Origin of the sequence: Mesorhizobium sp. ESP6-5 (assembly GCF_020164695.1) — a bacterium.
GTDB lineage: Bacteria > Pseudomonadota > Alphaproteobacteria > Rhizobiales > Rhizobiaceae > Mesorhizobium > Mesorhizobium australicum.
This window is the reverse complement of sequence record NZ_JAIUGR010000005.1, coordinates 128404-148179: the sequence shown is the minus strand read 5'-3', so window position 1 is coordinate 148179 and position 19776 is coordinate 128404. Positions and strand designations below refer to the sequence as shown.

Here is a 19776-nt window from a genome sequence, read left to right as displayed (position 1 = left end):
GTCTGAAAGCGCGGTCAAGCCCTAGGGTTGAGAAGGCCGGGCTTTTTCTTGTCGGTCATGGCAAAACACGCTAGACCGGCGTTAGGTGGCTAAGGGGCAGGGAAATACATGGCAATCAATCCATTGAAGGCGTTCTTGTTCGCGGCGGGTGGGACCGTCGCGGCCGCGGGAACCGCCTATGTGTCGGGCGCACTCGACCCGTATCTTCATCGCACACCGCCGGCGGAAGTCGCGGCGTTGACGCCGCCCGCGGCGCCGAAGCCGGCCGATCCTGGCACGGAAGGGCGCCTGCCGGCTCCGGCGATGCCGGCCGCGCCGGGCGCGGCACCTCAGGCGACGGCCCCGGCAGCACCTGCAACCGACGCTGCGGCGCCTGCGGCGCCCGCGACGGCGGATCCGATCGCGCCGACTTTCGATGTCGTACGGGTCGAGAGCAACGGCTCGATCGTCGTTGCCGGCAACGCGGCGCCCAACTCGAAGGTCGAAATTCTCAACGGCGCGACGGTGATCGGCTCCACGGTTGCTGGTCCCGATGGCGCCTTTGTCATCGTGCTCGAAGACCCGCTGAAGCCCGGCGACTATACGATCGCCCTGCGTTCGACGGTTGGCGCGGTCGTGACCGCCTCGGCGCAGACCGCAGTCGTCTCGGTGCCCACGAATGCGGCTGGCCAGGTGCTGGCCATGGTCGAGGAGCCGGGCAAGCCGGCCGAACTGCTGACGGTTCCGGCATCTGAGCCAAAGCCGGCGCCGGCAACCGGCGACCAGGCTGCCGCTCCTGCTGCTGAAGCGCCCGCCGCGCCGGCGACGGCCACGCCAGCCGTGGTTGAAGCAAAACCCACTCCGGCGGCACCGGCCGCGCCCGCGGCAGCCGTGGCCGAACCAAAGATCGTGGTCGAGGCAGTTGAGATCGACGGCAACAAGATCTTTGTCGCCGGCCTCGCCGATCCGGGCCGCAAGGTGCGCGCCTACGCCAACGACATCCTGCTCGGCGACGCGCAGACCTCGTCGGACGGCCATTTCCTGGTCGAGGCGACGCGCGATATTCCGGTCGGCAGCTATACCATCCATGTCGACGGCCTCGATGCCGATGGCGTGAAGGTGGTGGCCCGCGCCGCGGTGCCCTTCGAGCGCGAACCGGGCGAGGCGGTCGCCGCCGTTGCCCCCGCCGAGACCAAGCCCACCGAGACCAAGCCCGCCGAGGCCAAGCCCGCGGCGCCCGCTGTTGCCGCCGCTGCTCCGGGCGAGACCGCGCCGGCTCCCGCCGCGCCAGCCACCGAGGCTCCGGCTAACGTCGCAGCAGCCACGCCGCCAAGCGACGTGCCCGAAATCGTGTCGCCCAAGCTCGAACATGCCGACAGCGCGGTCATCATTCGGCGCAACGACACACTGTGGCGGATCTCACGGCGCGTCTATGGTCACGGCGTGCGCTACTCCACCATATACCTCGCCAACCAGGACCAGATCAGGAATCCGAACCGCATCTGGCCGGGGCAGGTGTTCAAGGTTCCGGAAAAGTCGAAGGAAGGCGAAGCCGCCGACCTCAAGGCAATGGGCGAGCAGGCGACGACCGCACCGATGAAGACGGAATAGGGATAGACCGGCAATTCCGGCGATCTACCCATCGGCCTAGCTTGCCCTGTCATCGTTCATCGTCTATCGCCGATGAACGATGACAGAATGCGTTCCCTTACCAGATCATGCCGCCTCGGCACTGCCTGGCTGCATGCCGGACAGCCGCGCTGTCGCGGCGCGGTTCGCAGCACTTTCGCATCCGGCGCGGATCGAGATACTGAGGCATCTGTCGGCCAGCAATTCCTGCTGCTGCCGTGAGGTCGTCGACCGTTTCGCTCTGGCCCAGTCGACGATCTCCCAGCATCTGAAAATATTGGTCGAGGCGGGCCTCGTCCGGTTTGAGCCCGACCGTCAGCGATCGCGCTATGCGGTCGATCGCGCGGCACTTGCCGACGTATCGGCATCGCTGGGCGCGCTCATCAATTCCTGCTGCTCCGGCCGCTGACCCTCTCACCCAAAAGGCAAGAAAAGTGGCCGAAAAAACCGTCTCCTCCGACACCTCGACACTCACGACACTGCGCAATCTCTGGCCCTATATGTGGCCGGCCGACCGCGCCGATCTCAGGGCGCGGGTGACCTGGGCGACGCTGCTGCTGGTCGTCGCCAAGGTGACGCTGGTCGCCGGTCCCTATTTCTTCAAATGGGCGACCGATGCGCTGGCGGGCGGCTTCAAAACGCCACCGCCGCTGCCATCGTTCATGCTTGCCCCGGTGATGCTGGTCATTGCCTACAATGTGCTGAGGCTCGTCCAGCTCGGCTTCAACCAGCTGCGCGATGCGCTGTTTGCCCGGGTCGGCCAGCATGCGGTTCGCCAGCTTGCCTTCCGCACCTTCGTGCACATGCATCAGCTGTCGCTGCGCTTCCACCTGGAGCGCCGCACCGGCGGCCTGTCGCGCATCATCGAGCGCGGCACCAAGGGCATCGAAACGATCGTCCGCTTCATCATGCTCAACACCGCGCCGACGATCCTCGAATTCGCGCTGACCGCGGGCATATTCGGTTTCACCTATGGCTGGAAATATGTGGCCGTGGTGGCGGTCACCGTCTGCCTCTACGTCTGGTTCACGGTCAAGGCCAGCGACTGGCGCATCTCGATCCGCCGCGACATGAACGACAGCGACACCGACGCCAACACCAAGGCGATCGACTCGCTCCTCAACTTCGAGACGGTCAAGTATTTCACCAATGAGCGCATGGAGGCCGAGCGCTTCGACCGCTCGATGGCGCGTTACGAGATCGCCGCAACCAAGACATGGACCTCGCTCGGCTGGCTAAACTTCGGTCAGGGCTTCATCTTCGGCGTCGGCACGGTCGTCGTCATGTGCATGTCGGCGCTGGAGGTGCAGGCCGGCACCCAGAGCGTCGGCGATTTCGTTTTCATCAATGCCATGCTGGTACAGCTCTCCGTGCCGCTCAACTTTATCGGCTTCATCTATCGCGAAATCCGCCAGGGCCTCACCGACATCGAGCACATGTTCGACCTCCTCGACGTGCCGCAGGAGATCGTCGACAAGCCCAACGCCAAGCCGTTGGCCGTCAGCGCCGGCAAGGTCGAGTTCCGCGACGTCCACTTTTCCTATGATCCGAACCGCAAGATCCTGAAGGGCGTCTCCTTCGAGGTGCCGGCCGGCAAGACCGTTGCCATTGTCGGGCCGTCGGGCGCGGGCAAGTCGACCATCTCGCGGTTGCTGTTCCGCTTCTACGACGTGCAGGGTGGCCAGGTTCTGATCGACGGCCAGGACGTGAGGGATGTCACACAGGACAGCCTGCGCGCGGTGCTCGGCATGGTGCCGCAGGACACGGTGCTGTTCAACGACACCATCGCCTACAACATCCGCTACGGCCGTGTCGGCGCCGGCGAGGAGGAGGTGCGCAAGGCCGCCGAACTCGCCCAGATCGGGCCGTTCATCGAGAAGCTGCCTGACGGCTATAAGTCGATGGTTGGCGAGCGCGGGCTGAAACTTTCCGGCGGCGAGAAGCAGCGCGTGGCGATCGCCCGCACCATCCTGAAGGCACCGCCGATCCTGATGCTCGACGAAGCGACCTCCGCACTGGACAGTCATACAGAACAGGAGATCCAGGCCGCGCTCGACCTCGTCAGCAAGGGCCGCACCACCATCGTCATCGCCCACCGCCTGTCGACGGTGATTGCCGCCGACGAGATCATCGTGCTGAAGGACGGCCAGATCGCCGAGCGCGGCACTCATGTCGAGCTGATGCGAAAGCACGGCCTCTATGCCTCGATGTGGGACCGCCAGCGCGAGGCGACCGAAGCCGAGGAGCGGCTGCGCATTGCCCGCGAAAGCGACGAACTGGGTGTCGTCGTACGCCGGCGCACATCGGAGATGTCGTAGCTCAAAAAAGCTCTTGACCTCAACTTAGGTTGAGATTGTAGACCGTCGCCCGAGAGCCGCAAAACAGCATCGTCGAGGACGGAATCAAATGGATATGAGCTTTACGGATCAGGATGTTAACGGCGGCAGCGTGTTCAGGGTCGACAAGTTCGTGGTGCCCGCCAATGCCCGCGATGAAATCCTCGCAAAGGTGAAGATGACGCATGAGTTGCTGCGTCTGCAGCAAGGCTTCGTCCAGGACTTTCTGCTCGAGCAATTCTCCGGACCGGGCGAATTCAACCTGGTCACCATCGTCGAATGGGAAAGCCAGGCTGCCGTCGACAATGTGGTACCGATCGTCAAGGCTGCTCACGAGCGCATCGCCTTCAACCCGCAGGAGACGATCGCCCGGCTCGGAGTGCGAGCTGATATCGCCAATTATCAGCGCGTGCCGGGACTCTAGCCAGGCCACCCCACACCCGGTGCCGGCGCTTCAATGCCGAGCACCTTGCCGGTGCGGGCGTCGCTTGTCATATGTTCGAAGCCGCGCCACTCGGCGGCGGTGATGAACAGCGTTTTCCTGTCCGCAGCGCCCAGCATGCAGGCAAAGCAGCCGCGATCGGCGGTGATGGTCTGCAAGACGTCACCGCCTTCGCGCACCCGCACGCAATGCTTGTTGGGAACGTCGGCATACCAGACCGCCCCTTCGGCATCGAGGCAGATGCCGTCGGGATATCCGTCGAGATCGGCCCAGGTGCGTCTGTTGGACAAGGAACCGTCGGCGGCAATGTCAAACGCGGTCAGCCGGTTGGCATGGGATTCGGCAATGATCAGCGTCTTGTTGTCCGGGGTCACCGCCATGCCGTTCGCAAAGGCGATAGTGTCCGCCACTTGCCTGACCGCGCCATCCGGTGTGACCAGCACGATGGTGCCGGGACCGAAATGCTGGCCGGCCGCCGGCGCCGGCCCGCCACCATTGACGTAGATGTTGCCGCGCCCGTCGACGACGATCTCATTCCATGGGCTTTTCGACAGGCCGCGCAGGTCGGCGTGGGTGACGAGCGAGCCATCGGCTTCCTGCCGCAACAGCAGGCCCTCGCGGCCTGAGACAACCAGCAGACGACCGTCCGGCAGCCAGTCGATGGAGTAGGGCAGGACAGCCGGAATCGTGAGCATGATCTTGCGGCTGCCGCCGGCATCGACGGCGATGATCTCGCCGGTGCCCCAATTGCAGACCCACAGGCGTCCGTCATGCCAGCGTGGCGATTCCCCGAAGGCGAGACCTTCCATGACGATATGCGGTTTGTCGCCGGACGATATTCGCATGATCAGGAGCCTCCGTTGCGCGCGTCATCGGCCCTTGCGATGAAGCGCTTCCCACCAAGGACGGGCGAGATGAGAGTCTCCCGACAGCGGGACCGCTGTATTTTCGCGCAGGAAGAACGCCGCATCGGTGTGACGTTGACGCCACAGGTGCCGGTCTGCGCAAGGGCGGCGTCGGCGCAGATAGGTTTTTCGGCCATTCTGGCTGCCTTGGCGCAGTCAAGGGATGGCTTTTGACGGCACGACAGGCATGCGACCCGGTATCCATTTCACGACACACGGAGCGCCAGGCTATCCGCGGTCACAGGCCCGCACTTGCCCGTTCATCCGCGCCGGCGATTGTCGCGTTGCGGGCAGGGGGTGTTTCGGCTATTGAGGCCGGACCTGAAACAGGGACCGCCCCCAGCCCATGAGCCTTGTCGACACGGTCAAGAACGCGTTCGTACCGATCCATCGCGAAGGCTATCCCTTCATCGCGGCGTTTGGCGCGGCGACGCTGTTCCTCGGCTATTTCTCCTCGATCCTGTTCTGGATCGGCCTGATCCTGACCGCCTGGTGCGTCTATTTCTTCCGTGACCCCGAGCGCGTCACGCCTGTTGACGATCGCCTGGTGGTAAGCCCCGCCGATGGCATCGTCTCGGCGGTCGGGCCGGCCGTGCCACCGCGCGAGCTTGGCCTCGGCAATGTCGAGATGACCCGCATCTCCGTGTTCATGAACGTCTTTTCCTGTCACGTGAACCGCTCTCCGGTGCGCGGCCGCATCGCCAGGATCGAACATCGGCCGGGAAAATTCCTCAATGCCGAGCTGGACAAGGCGAGCACGGAAAACGAGCGCAACGGCCTCGTCATCGAGAGCCCCAACGGCACGGTGGCGGCAGTCCAGATCGCCGGCCTGGTGGCGCGCCGCATTGTCTGCTGGACCGAGGCCGGCGCTTCGATCGGCACCGGCGAGCGTTTCGGCCTGATCCGCTTCGGCTCGCGCGTCGACGTGTTCCTGCCCTTGACCGCCACGCCGCGCGTCGCCGTTGGCCAGACGGCGGTCGGCGGCGAAACCGTGCTCGCCGAATTCGGCGGTGTCGCCGGCACGCCCCTCGTGCGGATTTCCTGACGGTGGGCACGCAATATAAAAAATTCGAGGCCCATGCCAGCGGCGGTCCGCGCATCCGCGAGATCCCCATGCGCATGGTGCTGCCCAATCTGGTCACCGTGCTTGCCATCTGCGCCGGCCTGTCCGGCATCCGCTTCGGCTTCGAGGGGCGTTTCGAGCCGGCGGTGGTAATGGTGCTGCTGGCCGCTTTTCTCGACGGCATTGACGGCCGCCTGGCGCGGATGCTGAAGGCGACCTCCAAATTCGGCGCGCAGATGGATTCCCTGGCCGACATCGTCAATTTCGGCGTTGCGCCGGCTCTGGTGCTCTATGCCTTCCTGCTCGACCGCGCCGGCTCGCCGGGCTGGATCGCGGCACTGCTGTTCGCGATCGCTTGCGGGCTGCGGCTGGCGCGTTTCAACGTGCTCGACGACGAGAAGGCCGACCGCCCGATATGGCAGACCGAATATTTCGTCGGTGTGCCGGCGCCGGCGGGCGCCGTTCTGGTGATGCTGCCGCTCTATCTCTATTTCCTGCGGCTTGGGGTGGAGCCCAGCCGGCTGGCCGCCTTCGTCGCCACCGGCTTCACCATCCTGGTGGCCTTCCTGCTGGTCAGCCGCTTGCCAGTCTATTCAGGCAAGAGCATCAAGATCCCCGGCGACAGGGTGCTGCCGGTCATCCTCGCCGTCGTCCTCTACATTCTCTTGCTGATGACCTATCCCTGGTACACACTGACGGCATCGGTCGCGGGCTACCTGATCTTTCTCCCATTCAGCGTGCGCGCCTATTCCAAGCGAGCCAAGCTGGAAGGCGAGAAGGTGCCGCCTTCGGACATAGGTTAGAAAGTCGGCCGAAGTCCTTGGTCCGACTCAGGCCGCCACGCCAAGTCCGAGCCGGTCGATCGCCAGCTTTCTCGTCGACACATAGTCGGTCTTGCCGGAACCGAGCACCGGGATCTCCTCGACCTTGACGATGTCGTTCGGCACCATCAGTTCGGCCGCTCCGGCCTTTTTGCCGAACTGACGCAACTCCTCGGCGCTGGCATCGTCGGCGGTGGTGACCAGCACGATGCGCTCGCCCCGCCTCTTGTCCGGCACCGCCACCGCCGCATGGCGTTCTTCCGGCCAAAGCGACTGCACCAGCATCTCGACCGCACCCAGCGACACCATCTCGCCAGCGATCTTGGCGAAGCGCTTGGCGCGGCCGCGAATGCTGATGAAGCCTTCGCGGTCGACGGCGACGATATCGCCCGTGTCGTGCCAGCCGGTCAGGGGCTGGAGCTCGCCGGGGCGGTCCGCGGTCATGTAGCCCATCATCATGTTCGGCCCGTCGAGCCACAACTGGCCGGCATCGTTGATGCCTTCGACCGGCTCCAGTTTCATGCGAATGGCCGGCAGAAGCCGGCCGACCGTGCCGTCGCGGCCGTGGATCGCGGTGTTGACGGCAACCACGGGCGCCGCCTCGGTCAGTCCGAAGCCCTCGATGATCTCGGCCTGGAAGCGTTCGCGATAAACGCGGCGGGTATCCGGCTTCACCGCCTCGGCGCCGGCGACGACGAAGCGCAGACTGGAGAAATCCCCGTCCTTGGCGGTGCGCGCATAGTTGGCGAGGAACGTGTCGGTGCCGAACATGATGGTCGGTTTCACCTTGCGCGCGATCTCGGGGATGAGCTTGTAGTGGAGAGGCGAGGGATAGAGGAACAGCTTTACCCCGGTGACCAGTGGCAGGATGGTGCCGCCCGTCAGGCCGAACGAATGGAACACCGGCAACACGTTGAGCAGGATGTCCGCCGGCGAAATGGTGATCCGCGCCTCGGCCTGCATGGCATTGGCGAGGAGATTCTTTTGCGACAGAACAACGGCCTTCGGCGTGCCTTCGGAGCCCGAGGTGAACAGGATCACGCCGGGCTTTGCCGCGTCCTGTCGCTGCAGCGGCAGGCGCCACAGCAAGGCGGCTGCAAGCTTGTCCAGCGTGGTGACGCTTTCGCGTACATCTTCCAGCCACAGCAGCCTGGCGCCGCCCTTTTCAACCGCGGCGACGATATCGGCGAGATCGGCCTTCTCGACGAAGGCACGCGAAGAGACAACGGTGCGGATGACGGCGGTGCGGACAGCCGCGGTGACGCTTGCCGGCCCGGCCGTGTAGTTGATCATCGCCGCCACACGGCCCGCCGAGAGCAGGCCGACGAGCGACAGCACGACGCCGTTGGCGTTGGGCAGCATCACCCCCACAGCTTCGCCCGGCGCCGTCACCGCCTCGAAGCGCCTGCCCAGCACCCGCGCGCCGATGAACATCTTGCGGTAGCTCAGCGCCCCGGAAATGACGTCCTCGATGATCGCATGCGAAGCGCCGATCCTGGTTGCGGCGTCGCGCATGGCAAGGAACAGGCCGCGGTCGAGGTCGGTGCCAAAAAGCCGGGCCTCCGCGACGCGGTCGAACAGCGCATTGGTGTTGGAAGCCTGGTCCGGATTGCGCGCCACCAGCTCGGCGATCGTCATCGGCTCCAGGACACTGACCGACAGCCGTGGAAACCAGTGACGCGGTGCCTTGTCCGCCGGCGTCAGCGACACCGGCAGGTTGCGGGCGCCGGCGACGAAGATCGGCACGATGCGGGCGTCGGCCTGCATGGCGATGCGGGTGACGGCGCGGAACAGCCGAAACGTCTTGACGTCGGGCTCGACCGCGTCCGGCAGATAGACGGCCAGCCGGCCCTTGCCCTTCAGCACGCGCACCAGCCGGCGGCTGACGAAGACATGTTCGGCGTTGAAGGCAATGGTGCGGCCGAGTTCGCGCCACGGTTCGAGCCAAGGCGAACGCGCCGAGACCTCGTCGAGTATATGCAGCGTGTCGTCGGGCAGCAGCGACAGCATCAGCGCCGGCTCGAAGCGCGACTGGTGCGAGATGACATAGATGACCGGCACCTGCGCCTTGCGAGCGATCTTAATGCGATTGTCGCTGATCCGGTAGGCGAGCTTGAACGGTGCGTAGAGCAGCGCTTGGGTGAAGCGCAGGCCGAGGCGGAATTTTTCCACCACGCCGATCAGCAACCAGGCCACAACCAGACCCGCAAGCAGCGCCAGTGTCAGGATCATGCCGCGTCTCTCCCAACGATTTTGTCATTGCGGCTCTTGTGCGGCCGCTTCGGGGCAGAGCCTAGCGGAAGTCGAGGCAAGGTCAATGCGGAAGGGGCGCCCGCACGCCGCGTTCAGCCGCCCGCTGATGAAACGGAACTCCTGCGTCTTGCCGCCGTAGCCATAGGCCGCTGCCGGAACCTCATGCACGAAAGCATAGCTCTCCTGGTGCGCGCCGCCTAGCAGGCGGCCAAAGGCATCGAAGATCGCCTTGAGATAGGCCTCCAGTTCGAGCTTTGTGTTGGTGCCGTCGACCACCTTGATGTCGAGCCAGAATGTGTTGGTGCCGTGCTCGGCGAGCGACTTGCCGCCGGCGAACCAGTGCTGCGGATCGAGATAGGACACGGCAACTGCGGTGATCGTCGGATCCTTGCGCAGATGCGTGGCGGTGATCTCGGTTATTTCCCTGGCGATGCTGGCCGACAGGGTGGCGTCAGGCTTGCCGGTGACGCTGACATTGATGATGGGCATTTTTTTCTCCTTGGTTTTTAGCGGCGTGGGCGCCGTTGAAAGACCATGCCATCATCTTTTGATCGAAAAAACTGAATTGTTTGCAACTGATGATTTGATAAAATCGAATTATGGAAACGCTCGATCCCGACCTGCTCAGAACCTTCCTTGCTTTCGTCGACAGCGGTTCGCTGGCGCAGGCGGCGGCCAATGTCGGCCGCTCACCCTCGGCGGTGACGGCGCAGATGCAGCGCTTGGAAGAGATCGTCGGTGAGCCACTTCTGGCGCCGCAGGGCAGGGGGCGCGGCCTGACGCCGGCAGGCGAGGATCTTGTCGGGCACGCCAGGCGCATTCTTGCCGTGCATCGCGAGGCTTGGCTGGCGCTGAAGGGCGCACGCGCTGCCGGGCGCGTCGCCATCGGTACGACACAGGATTTCGCCGATAGCGGCCTGCCGGACCTGCTGCGTGCCTTCGCCTCCAGCCATCCCCGCGTCAGGATCGAACTGCGTGTCGGCCGCTCCGCCGAACTGGCGCAGGCGTTACAAGCTGGCAGCCTCGATCTGGCGATCGTCATGCGCCAGGCTGCCGTGCCGGACGAGGTCGGCGTGCTGCGCGAGCCGATGACATGGCTGTGTTCGAACAAGGGACTGGCCTCGCGGCAGGAAGAATTGCCGCTGGCGCTGCTCGACCCCTATTGCGGATTTCGCGAGGCGGCGCTCGCCGCCCTCGACGCGGCCGGCCGCCGCTATCGCATCGCTGCCGGCAGCGCCAGCCTGGCCGGGCTGCGCACTGCGGTAAATGCCGGTGTTGCGCTGACCTTGCGAACCCCGCGCTTTGCCCATTCCGGCATTGTCGAAGCGCCCCGCGAACTTGGCTTGCCGCAGGTTCCGATGGCAGAGTTCGCGATCCGGCTGCGCGCCGGTGCCGATGCGCCCGCAGGCGATCTGGCGACGCTGCTCGGCGGTAGCCTCGCTTTGTCCGGACCGCCTGGTTGATTTGACGAGGCGCGAAGTTTCGTCGTCGGTCTATCGGCATGGAAAGCCGACTTGCGGTCGGCCCGTCTGCTGCAAAGAAAAAGCTGTTGCAAAGAAAAAGCCGACCTTGCGGTCGGCTGGAGTAGGACGGGCCGAGGGGTTTGGGGGGACTTGGGGGGTGGCCCGTCGCACTAATAATGCCCGGGCACGGTGATTGTTCCGTGACTTCCAAAAATTTTTTAAGAAATATCTGAAGACGCCTGTCGCGAGCGTGCCTTCAGCCAGTCACGGCCGGCATGGGCAAAGACGGCGCCGAGCACGATGGCACCGCCGACCATGCTGGCCAGCGGCGGGATTTCGGCCAGGAACAGAAATGCAAACAGGATCGCGAACGGCACTTCCGCCGAACCGAGCAGGCCCGATTCAGGCGCCGGGATCAGCCGCGAGCCTTCCGTCCACAGAATGGAAGCCAGCGCAAAGGACGCGCCGAAGGTGGCAAGCAGGATAGCGTCCCTTGATGAGACCGCCAGGGGATCGGTGACGAACCATCCGAGTATGAACAGCAGGAAGGCCGAAACCGCGCCGGCCCACACCACGGGCGTATCACGGAACGCGCGAACCATGATCATGTACAGCGCACTGCCGGCCGTCATCAGCAGCGCCAGCCCGTCGCCGAACAAATTGCCGGTGGCAAAACCCGACCACACCATGATGGCGACCCCGCACAGCGACACCGCCGCCGCCACCATCGTCTGCAGCCGGAAAGGCTCGCGCACCAGCATCCAAGCCAGTACGGCGGCAATGAAGGGCGACGTCGCGTAGATGACCGCGACATTGGCGACGAAAGTGAACTTGAAAGCGGAAATGAAGGCGATGCTGGCCAGTGCGCCTTCGATGGCCAGCAGCCAGCCGCGCCAGCCAAGCCGCAGCGGTTCACGCTTGCCGGCACGGCGGCGGCGCCACAATACGTAGAGGCTGATCAGGATCGCGCCGACAAAGCCGCGCCAGCAGGTGATCGTCAGCGGATCGGCATGGATCGACTTGGTGAGAACGCCGGTCAGCCCGAATACCGCCGCCGAGGATGAGACCAGCAGGATACCCAGCGTGCGTTCGGTGGTTTCCGCGGTGGCCGTGATCTCAGTCATGCCGGTAGCTTACCTTGCCTCGTCCTGACATCGTCGTGTCGGGAGTAATGGCCATCCACGTCAAAGCCGCTTGCGGAAATGTTCGCCGCCGACGATCAGCAGGCCGGCGGCGACGATAAGGGCGGCACCCAGGAACACTTCGCGGCGTGGTACGTCTCCCCAGATCGCGAAGCCGAGGGCGAACGCCCACAACAGCGAGGTGTATTCGAGCGGCGCCAGGACCGATGCCGGCGTGCGCTTCATGCCCTCGAAGAGAAGGTATTGCGCCAGGCCGCCGAGCGCACCGACGCTGGCAAGAAGCAGCAATTGTGCCGGGTCCGGCGTATGCCACCACGACAGCGCCGGCACCGCCGAAAAAACCAGGAAATAGAAATTGTTGAGGAGGAGCTGGATCGTCGAGCGCTCGGTAAGCGCCGTCTTGCGCAGAAGCACGATGGCGATGCCCCAAAGGCAGGCCGCCGTCAGCACCAGCAACACGGGCACGGACAGGCCAAGATGGGCGGGATCGCAGGCGACAAAGACGCCGGCAAAGCCGATCAGAACCGCCAGCCAGCGCACAACAGGCACCGTTTCGCCGAGCAGGACCACCGATAGCACGGTGACGATGATCGGAGCCGCGTAATAGACGGTGGTCAGTTCGGCGAGTTGCAGGCTGCGGGCGGCGTTGTAGTAACAGAGCCAGGCGGCGAGCGTGAAGGCGCTGCGCACCAGCATCGGCCGCACGATCGGCGAGCGCACCGTGTCGGCGAACAGCGGCCGCCCGCCGATCACCGCGCAGGCGCCAAGAATGGTGATGCTGCGGAAGAACATGATCTGCCAGACGGTCATGCTGGTGACCAGCAGTTTGATCGAGGCGTCCTGCGTCGAAAACAGCAAATAGGCGGCGCCCGTCAGCAGGATTCCGGCGAAGACCCTTTCGCGTGTATCGAGAATGGCGATATCGGCCATAAGGCGTGCGCCTGCTTGAGTGAAGGCGGCCCCAGCCCCTGTCGGCTCCGCACCAGCCAGCTATACGGGCGAAATCCCGCACGGCGCTGCTCCAGCACCGCGCTTGCTTTTGGGGCAGGCGGCAGTGGCGCGAAATGCAGCCTGTCCCGGCTGCGGCTTCTGGCGCGGCACGGCCGATTGGTTTAGCATCATCTCATAAAGCCGGAGACGAAGGCAGGCGCGCAGAACGCCGGGGGACGGACAGCGAATTGGCGCTCAGCTCATGCCAGATGTAGCATGTGCGGGCGCGGCGTGACGGGCCGCCTCTGCCAGAGCGGATATTGCGGGGAGAAGGCCGATGCAGAAACTGCAGTCGCAAGGCGTCCATCACATCACGCTGGTCGGTGCCGGTCGCCAGACCTCGATCGATTTCTGGGAAGGGGTGCTGGGCATGCCTTTCATCTTCGAGCAGCCCAATCTCGACAAGCCGAGCGAAAGCCATCTTTATTTCGATCCGGGCGACGGCCGGCTGATCACCATCTTCACCGACGAGACCCGCACGGCTGTGCAGCGCCGCACCCCGACCGACCCGGGCTGCGTGCATCACATCGCCTTTTCGGTGTCCCGCGTCACTTTCCTGCAGGCGGTCGCCCGGCTCGACGAGCGCGCCATCAAACACAGTGGCGTCAAGGATCGCGGCTTCATGGATTCAATCTATTTCGAGGATCCGCTCGGCCTTCTGATCGAGCTTGCCTCTTATCGTTTCGAACCGCCTGCAGGCTTCACCCATGCCGATGTGCTGATGGAGGCGCATAAGCTTCGCGTCACGCGTGGCGACTACAACATCGCCGAGGTGCATCTGGCTGATGCGATCCAGGCGCTGGTGGAACGCGCGCGCGCGACATTGTCGGCGGACCGGGCGCCCAAAAATCCATACTGAAGGCTGAACAGGCAAGGGAGGAACACGTGGCAAAAGCAGTGGCGAAAAGCGCAGGGAAACCGGCCGCCAAACCAGCGGCAAAAGCGGCAGCAAAAGCTGCGACCAAGACGGCGCCAAAGGCCGCCGGCAAGACGGCGGCCAAGGCCAAGGCGAAACCGGCAAGGAAATCGGCACTGACCATCAGCATGCTGAAGCCGAGCGTCAACAACATGACCGTTCGCGTCTTTGCCCGCGCCGCCGGGCTCGACCATGCGGAGACCGATGCGTGGGGGCAGACGCGCTCGCCCGAATACATGGCGCGTAATCCGGCCCACCTGACGCCGATGATCGAGGACAAGGGCCTGCCGCGCGGCGTGCTGTGGCAGAGCTGCGCCATCATGCAATATCTTTCCAACAAGCATGGGCTGGAGAAATTCTACCCGAAGGCGCCAGCCAAGCGGGCGATGATAGACAGCGCCATGTTCTATCTGATCGGCACGCTCTATCCCTATGTCGCGCGCGCCACCTATCCGGCGCTCGGCTTCCCGCAATATGCCGGCGAAGTCGGTCACAGCGACGCCCACCCGGACAGGAAATCGGAGGCACAGAAGGCCGCGGTCGCCGCCATTGCCGAGCCGCTCGAGGTCTTCCACTCCTTCTTCCGCGACGGCAAGCCGTTCATCGGCGGCAAGAGCCCGTCGATCGCCGACATCCGTCTTGCGGCGACGCTCGAATTCCTCGCCGTCATCGACTACGCCCTGCCCAAATGGGCGAAGGAATACATGGCTGCGATGGAGAAGAAGCTCGGCAAGGCCTATGCTGGTCCGGCCGGCGACGTGCGCGGCTACATCGCCCATGTGAGGTCGCAGGCCAAGGCGTGAGTCCAACCAGTCGATGGTGCGATGAGCTGCGGAAGCAGCCGCGGGACTGATCTCACCGGCGACCTCGCGGTTCCCCGCCAGCTTGAAGTTGGCGGGGCTTGCTTTACTCTGGGCGCGGATGCAGTCGAATTTTTCTCTCGACCGGCTTGAACGCTGGAGTGGTGGCGTGGCCGCCGCGGCCCTGGCGGCAACGCCCGAAGACTTGTCGGCCCGCTTCAGCGCGGCGGCAAGGGTGCTGCTTGGCTCGGATCGTGTCTATGTTGGCTTCTATCGTCGCGACATAACATCCCTGACCATAGACGACGCCGGACCCGATCGCTGGAACCGCGACTATGACGCGCGCGTCTATCGCCAGGATCCGTTCTTCCAGAGGTTCGCCAGCACCAGACAGGATTTCCTGCTGCCGTTGTCGGCTCTCAGCCAAGGCGATTTCCAGCGCACGCCGTATTATCGCGAATTCTACGGGCCCTCCGGCAGCTTCGATGAAATAACCGGCGTGTTCAACCTCGACGGATTGACCGCCGGCTATGTAACTTTTCTGCGCCGCGACGGCGCGCCGCGTTTTGGCGAGCATGATCTGGCTGTGGCCGGCGCGGCGAGCAGCGCGACAAAGCTCATTCTGCAAAGGCTGCTTCATTTGTGCCGTCTTCGCGACAAGGGTTCCGCAATCGAAGCCGCGGGGTCGCAACTCAGCGCCCGGGAAAGGCAGATCGCGCGGCTCCTGATCGAGGGCGGCAGCGCCAAGACGATTTCGCGAAACCTGTCGATTTCACCCGGCACCGTGCGCAACCACATCAAGCAGGTCTACCGCAAGCTCGGTGTGCACTCCCAGGTCGAGTTGTTGGCCATAGGCTGGAAGGCCGCGCCCAACTGACGGTTCGCCAGCTTCACTGTCCCGTCACGACGCGTGTCCACATGCGGTTTTGCAGTCGCAGCAGCTTTGCGTCGTTGTTTTCGACCACGAACAGCTTGGCCTTTACATCGTCGGATGGGAAAACGCCGGGATCCTTTGCGACGGCCTGATCCATCAGCGGCAGGGATTCCGGGATCGCATTGGCATAGGAAACATAACTGGAATTGGCCGCTGCGATATCGGGCCGCAAGTTGAAATCGATCCAGGCCTGGGCATTCTCCGGATGCGGCGCATCCTTCGGCACGGCCATCGTATCGAAGTTTATCAGCGTGCCTTCCCTTGGAATGGAATATGCAATCTCCAGCTTCTTCGCGGATTCCGCCGCACGGGTCTTGGCCTGCAATATGTCGCCCGACCAGCCCAGCACGACACAGATGTCGCCATTCGCCAGGTCGTTGATGTATTTCGACGAGTGGAAGTAACGGATATAGGGACGCACCTTGCCCATCAGCTCTTCGACCTTGGCGAGGTCGTCCGGACTGGTCGACCTGGGATCGATGTGGAGATAGTTCATAGCCATAGGAATGATCTCCGCCGGAGCATCGATCATGGCGACGCCGCAATCGGAGAATTTCTTGACGACGTCGACGTCGAAGACCATGGCGAAGGAACCTGTCGGCGCATCCGGCATCCGTTGCTTGACGGCAGCGACATTGTAGCCGATCCCGTCTGTGACGGCCATATAAGGCACGGCGTACAGGTTCTGCGGATCCGCGCCCGCGATCAGCGACAAGGCTTGCGGATCGATTTTCGAGTGGTTTGAAAGCTTCGATCTGTCGAGCCGCAGGAAAGCGCCTGCCTTCACCTGGTTCTTCAGGAACGGAAAGGCCGAGGGATAGACCACGTCATATCCCGAGCCGCCGGTGAGCAGTTTCGTCTCAAGGACCTCGTTGCCGTCATAGACATCGTAGCGGACCTTGATGCCCGTCTCCTTCTCGAATTTCTCAGCCGTGTCCGGGGCGATGTAGTCGGACCAGTTGTAGACGTTGACCACCTTCTCATCGTCCGCCCGGGCGACGCCGAAACTGATGCCGCAGGCAAGCGCGGCGGTCAGGATTGGGAAGAGCAGAGCGCGCATGGGTATCTCCTTTTGCCTGGCGGGCCGACGCGGCGCACCGTTCTGATTTCACTTCGGCACGCTTGCCGCTCAACGCCGGTGGGGCGCATAAACGGGTAACGTGATACAGGCGACATTGCCGCCTCCGAGCAGAATTTCGCGGGAGTTCTCGATGCCGACGAGCTTGTGATCGGGAAACAGCGTGGCCAGCTGTTGCTTTGCCTTCCCGTCGAGATCGCTGCCGAATTCCGGCACGACCACGACGCTGTTGCCCGGATAATAGTTGATGTAACTCGCCGCGATCCGGTTGCCGGTCGGCCGTGCCCAGGTCGAATCGACCCGGTCCACGCTCTCGCTTTCTTCCATCGTCATCTCGATCGGCAGGGGATGGTGCAGCCGATGAACCTCCAGGCGACGGCCACGCGCGTCGCGGGCCGAGCGCAGCACCTCTTCGGCTTCGCGTACGATCTCATATTGCGGATCGTCCCGCTCGTCGGTCCAGCTCAGCGCCACGACGCCCGGACGAACGAAGCAGCAGAGGTCGTCGACATGGCCATCCGTCTCGTCGAAAGCAAAACCGCGCGGCAGCCAGATGATTTTGTCGACGCTGAGATAGTCGCCAAGCTGTTGTTCCACCTTCGCCTTTCCGAGATGGGCATTACGGTTGCGATTGAGCAGGCACTGCTCGGTTGTGATGAGCGTGCCTTGGCCGTCGCATTGCAGCCCGCCGCCCTCGGCGATCAGCGGTGCGCGATAACGGTCCATCCTCTCGATCTCGAGGACCTTTTGCGCCACGAGGTCGTCGAGATCCCAAGGCGAGTAGAGGCCGCCGTCGAAACCGCCATAAGCGTTGAAGATCCAATCGACGCCGCGCACTTCGCCTCGATCATTGACGACGAAATTGGGGCCACTGTCGCGCAGCCAGGAATCATTGGTGGACATTTCCACGACGCGCACATGGCTGGGCAATCGCGCTCTTGCGTTCTGCCACTGGCGGCTGGACGCCGCCACCGTCACCGGCTCGCTTTGCGCGATCGCCGCAGCGACATTGGCGAACAGCCTCTGCGCGGGCTTGGCGCCCAGCCGCCAGGTGTCCGGCCGTTCTGGCCAGATCAGCCAACAGCCCGATTTGGGCTCGAATTCGCCAGGGGCGCGAAACCCATCCTGCCTCGGTGTGGTCGAGAGCGTATGTGACATTGTGGGACCACCGGGAAATGGAATGACGAAACCTCGCCCGATCAGACGGTTTTGGGACCTTGTCCGTCAATGTCCCATTTGGGACAGCTTGATCACTGCACCGGCCACCGGTCCTGCATCGGCGCCGGGCCTTGGTTGCCCGGAGACTCGATGTCCCGTTGTCTACTGGGTTGCCTGGTAAACCTCTGAAGCGGCCTGCTTCAGCGCGCGCCGTCCGTCCGGTTCGAGATACATCATGTGCCCACCTTCAACGACGTCGAGGCGGATCTGCCTGGCGCCGGCGAGCGACGGGATCTGGCTGACCAGATAACGCGACGCCAGATAGGGAGTGACGAGATCGGTGTAGCCGTTGACGATGACGACGCCCAGCGCGGGATTCAAGGACCGCGCCCGTTGCAGGTCATCCATCACGCCGGCATAGCCCTGGCGCGAGGCGCTCGTCCCATAGTCCCAGTTGTGGCTGATATCGCCGTTCAGCAAGCGGTAGCTGACATCCGTGCGAAAGTTCAGCTCGTCGCGCGCGTAAGCGACAAAGGCCGAGGTCAGCGCCGGCACGCTACGGTCCAGCACCGGATCGGGGCCAGCGATACGGGCGCTCTGGGGAGCGATGTCCGCCGTCGCGATCATGCCGTCATAGGGGCTGAGCACCTTACCCATGGCCCGGCCAAACTCCCTTGCGAAGAGCGAGGTCGGGACGCGGGCGAAGTTGCGGTGAACGAGGTCGAGCGGCAGGCCGGTGATCTCGGCCACGCGGTCGCCCGCCAGCCGTCCGCCTTGCTCCAGCCCACTGGTGAGCGCACTGAGGTACTCGCCAAGTGCATAATGCTCGACCTCGGCGAGCTTTTTCCGCAATGTGTCGCCGTTGACACCTTCACTGCGCAGGCGAACCGCGGCGAGGGAGGGTAGTTCGAGAGCCCAATGCAGCGGCTCGAATTCGTCGGGCTGCACCAGGGTGAATTCCAGCGCCGGCGAGATCAGCACGATGCCGCTCGGGCTGATGCCGACATCTTCCTGCAGCGTCCTGGCAAGCAGTGCCGCGCGGAACCCGCCATAGCTCTCACCGGCGAGGAACAGCGGAGATCCCATGCGGCTGTTTTGGGCGAGATAGAGCCTGATGAAGGCGCCGATCGAACTGGCATCCTGGCTGACGCCCCAGAAGTCGTGCGTATCCTGGCCGGGCGCCTCGCGGCTGTAGCCGGTTCCCACCGGGTCGACGAAGACGAGGTCGGTCATGTCGAGCCAACTGTCGGGATTGTCGATGAGCTTTTGCGGCGAGGGGAGGAATTCCCCGCCGGCTCCGGTCGCCACGACGCGCGGTCCGAGCGCGCCGAGATGCAGATAGGCTGAAGCGGCGCCCGGGCCGCCGTTGAACACGAAGGTGATTGGCCGCGGTGCTTCCGTCGCCACGCTCTCCCGCGGCTTCAGCGTATAGGCAACATAGAAGATCTCCGCCGTGATCTCGCCCTTGCCGGAGAGCAGCGGAAGCGTGCCGGCCTTTGCCTGATACCGCAGGCTGCGTCCGCCAATGGTGATCGAATGGTCGGTGATCTCAGGTGACGGCAGCAGTGAAAGCACGCCGCCCGCGGGTGCCGGCCGCTCCGCCGTTTCGGCCAGGAGAGGCTGCGCGAAACCGGCAAGCATGAAGAGGACAAGGGAGACGAGTTTCAGCTTGGAACGCATGAGACCTCCGCGGAAAAGACTCCCGCATAGCTATGGCCGAGGCGGATGAAGTCAAAGGGATCAGACGATGGCGCGCCCACTGCTGTTGTTTCCGCCGAAACCAGTTCCTGACAGCTTGGGTCGTCATGTTTGGATTGCCTCACACGTCTCGCAGGACCATGCTATCAAGGCAGAAAGCCTGTCGGAG

17 protein-coding genes and 1 pseudogene are annotated in these 19776 nt (G+C 63.9%); 10 read left to right on the top strand and 8 right to left on the bottom strand.

Going from position 1 to position 19776, the window contains the following annotated elements:
• The first annotated feature begins 108 nt into the window (after positions 1 to 108).
• The 4 genes from LB524_RS09965 to LB524_RS09950 all read left to right on the top strand — a co-directional run bounded on the left by LB524_RS09965 (position 109) and on the right by LB524_RS09950 (position 4368).
• Positions 109 to 1590, top strand: a complete 1482-nt coding sequence (locus tag LB524_RS09965) for a LysM peptidoglycan-binding domain-containing protein (protein WP_224525671.1) — start codon at positions 109 to 111, stop codon at positions 1588 to 1590.
• Positions 1591 to 1669: 79 nt separating this feature from the next.
• Positions 1670 to 2017, top strand: a complete 348-nt coding sequence (locus LB524_RS09960; protein WP_015318537.1) for an ArsR/SmtB family transcription factor — start codon at positions 1670 to 1672, stop codon at positions 2015 to 2017.
• Positions 2018 to 2042: 25 nt separating this feature from the next.
• Positions 2043 to 3926, top strand: coding sequence for an ABCB family ABC transporter ATP-binding protein/permease (locus tag LB524_RS09955; RefSeq protein WP_015318536.1), 1884 nt, complete (start codon positions 2043 to 2045; stop codon positions 3924 to 3926).
• Positions 3927 to 4020: 94 nt separating this feature from the next.
• Positions 4021 to 4368 (top strand): antibiotic biosynthesis monooxygenase, encoded by a 348-nt coding sequence (locus LB524_RS09950; RefSeq protein ID WP_140618448.1) that lies wholly within the window; start codon positions 4021 to 4023, stop codon positions 4366 to 4368.
• On the opposite strand, the gene LB524_RS09945 is transcribed toward LB524_RS09950, so the two are convergent.
• The gene (locus tag LB524_RS09945; RefSeq protein ID WP_224525668.1) at positions 4365 to 5231 is read right to left on the bottom strand and encodes an SMP-30/gluconolactonase/LRE family protein; all 867 of its coding nucleotides are present in this window, start codon (positions 5229 to 5231) and stop codon (positions 4365 to 4367) included. The two genes, LB524_RS09950 and LB524_RS09945, sit on opposite strands and share 4 nt — an antisense overlap.
• Positions 5232 to 5637: 406 nt before the next feature.
• On the opposite strand from LB524_RS09945, the gene LB524_RS09940 reads away from it, so the two are divergent.
• Together LB524_RS09940 and LB524_RS09935 are read left to right on the top strand one after the other, a co-directional pair.
• Positions 5638 to 6336 carry a phosphatidylserine decarboxylase gene (locus tag LB524_RS09940; protein WP_015318533.1) on the top strand — a complete coding sequence of 233 codons (699 nt, stop codon included), beginning with the start codon at positions 5638 to 5640 and terminating at the stop codon, positions 6334 to 6336.
• A 2-nt stretch (positions 6337 to 6338) separates the two neighbouring features.
• Entirely contained in the window at positions 6339 to 7157 is an 819-nt protein-coding gene (locus LB524_RS09935) for a CDP-alcohol phosphatidyltransferase family protein (protein ID WP_224525666.1), read from the top strand.
• Positions 7158 to 7184: 27 nt separating this feature from the next.
• On the opposite strand, the gene LB524_RS09930 is transcribed toward LB524_RS09935, so the two are convergent.
• Positions 7185 to 9407: an AMP-binding protein gene (locus tag LB524_RS09930; protein ID WP_140718276.1), complete on the bottom strand. Its 2223-nt coding sequence runs from the start codon at positions 9405 to 9407 to the stop codon at positions 7185 to 7187.
• A 105-nt stretch (positions 9408 to 9512) separates the two neighbouring features.
• Positions 9513 to 9917: pseudogene (locus LB524_RS09925) on the bottom strand (tautomerase family protein); the annotation flags it as partial.
• A gap of 110 nt (positions 9918 to 10027) precedes the next feature.
• Between LB524_RS09925 and LB524_RS09920 the strand changes: the two are divergent.
• On the top strand, positions 10028 to 10891 hold the full coding sequence (locus LB524_RS09920) for a LysR substrate-binding domain-containing protein (protein WP_224525662.1): 864 nt from the start codon (positions 10028 to 10030) through the stop codon (positions 10889 to 10891).
• 218 nt (positions 10892 to 11109) lie between these two features.
• Here LB524_RS09920 and LB524_RS09915 read toward each other — a convergent pair whose 3' ends face one another.
• Complete coding sequence (locus LB524_RS09915; RefSeq protein ID WP_224525660.1) at positions 11110 to 12015, bottom strand: DMT family transporter; 906 nt, start codon at positions 12013 to 12015, stop codon at positions 11110 to 11112.
• Positions 12016 to 12075: 60 nt separating this feature from the next.
• A complete protein-coding gene (locus tag LB524_RS09910) occupies positions 12076 to 12963 on the bottom strand; it encodes a DMT family transporter (RefSeq protein ID WP_224525657.1) in 888 nt (295 codons plus the stop codon).
• Between the two features lie 337 nt (positions 12964 to 13300).
• On the opposite strand from LB524_RS09910, the gene LB524_RS09905 reads away from it, so the two are divergent.
• The 3 genes from LB524_RS09905 (at position 13301) to LB524_RS09895 (ending at position 15616) form a co-directional block, all read left to right on the top strand.
• A complete protein-coding gene (locus LB524_RS09905) occupies positions 13301 to 13882 on the top strand; it encodes a VOC family protein (protein ID WP_015318526.1) in 582 nt (193 codons plus the stop codon).
• Between the two features lie 26 nt (positions 13883 to 13908).
• Complete coding sequence (locus tag LB524_RS09900; RefSeq protein WP_224525653.1) at positions 13909 to 14742, top strand: glutathione S-transferase family protein; 834 nt, start codon at positions 13909 to 13911, stop codon at positions 14740 to 14742.
• A gap of 166 nt (positions 14743 to 14908) precedes the next feature.
• Positions 14909 to 15616: a response regulator transcription factor gene (locus tag LB524_RS09895; RefSeq protein WP_224525651.1), complete on the top strand. Its 708-nt coding sequence runs from the start codon at positions 14909 to 14911 to the stop codon at positions 15614 to 15616.
• Positions 15617 to 15629: 13 nt separating this feature from the next.
• Here the strand turns inward: LB524_RS09895 and LB524_RS09890 are convergent, their stop codons facing one another.
• The 3 genes from LB524_RS09890 to LB524_RS09880 form a co-directional block, all read right to left on the bottom strand.
• Positions 15630 to 16733: a polyamine ABC transporter substrate-binding protein gene (locus LB524_RS09890; protein ID WP_140726384.1), complete on the bottom strand. Its 1104-nt coding sequence runs from the start codon at positions 16731 to 16733 to the stop codon at positions 15630 to 15632.
• A 69-nt stretch (positions 16734 to 16802) separates the two neighbouring features.
• Positions 16803 to 17909, bottom strand: a complete 1107-nt coding sequence (aguA, locus tag LB524_RS09885; RefSeq protein WP_224525649.1) for an agmatine deiminase — start codon at positions 17907 to 17909, stop codon at positions 16803 to 16805.
• Between the two features lie 162 nt (positions 17910 to 18071).
• On the bottom strand, positions 18072 to 19589 hold the full coding sequence (locus tag LB524_RS09880) for a S10 family peptidase (RefSeq protein WP_224525645.1): 1518 nt from the start codon (positions 19587 to 19589) through the stop codon (positions 18072 to 18074).
• Positions 19590 to 19776: the final 187 nt, after the last annotated feature.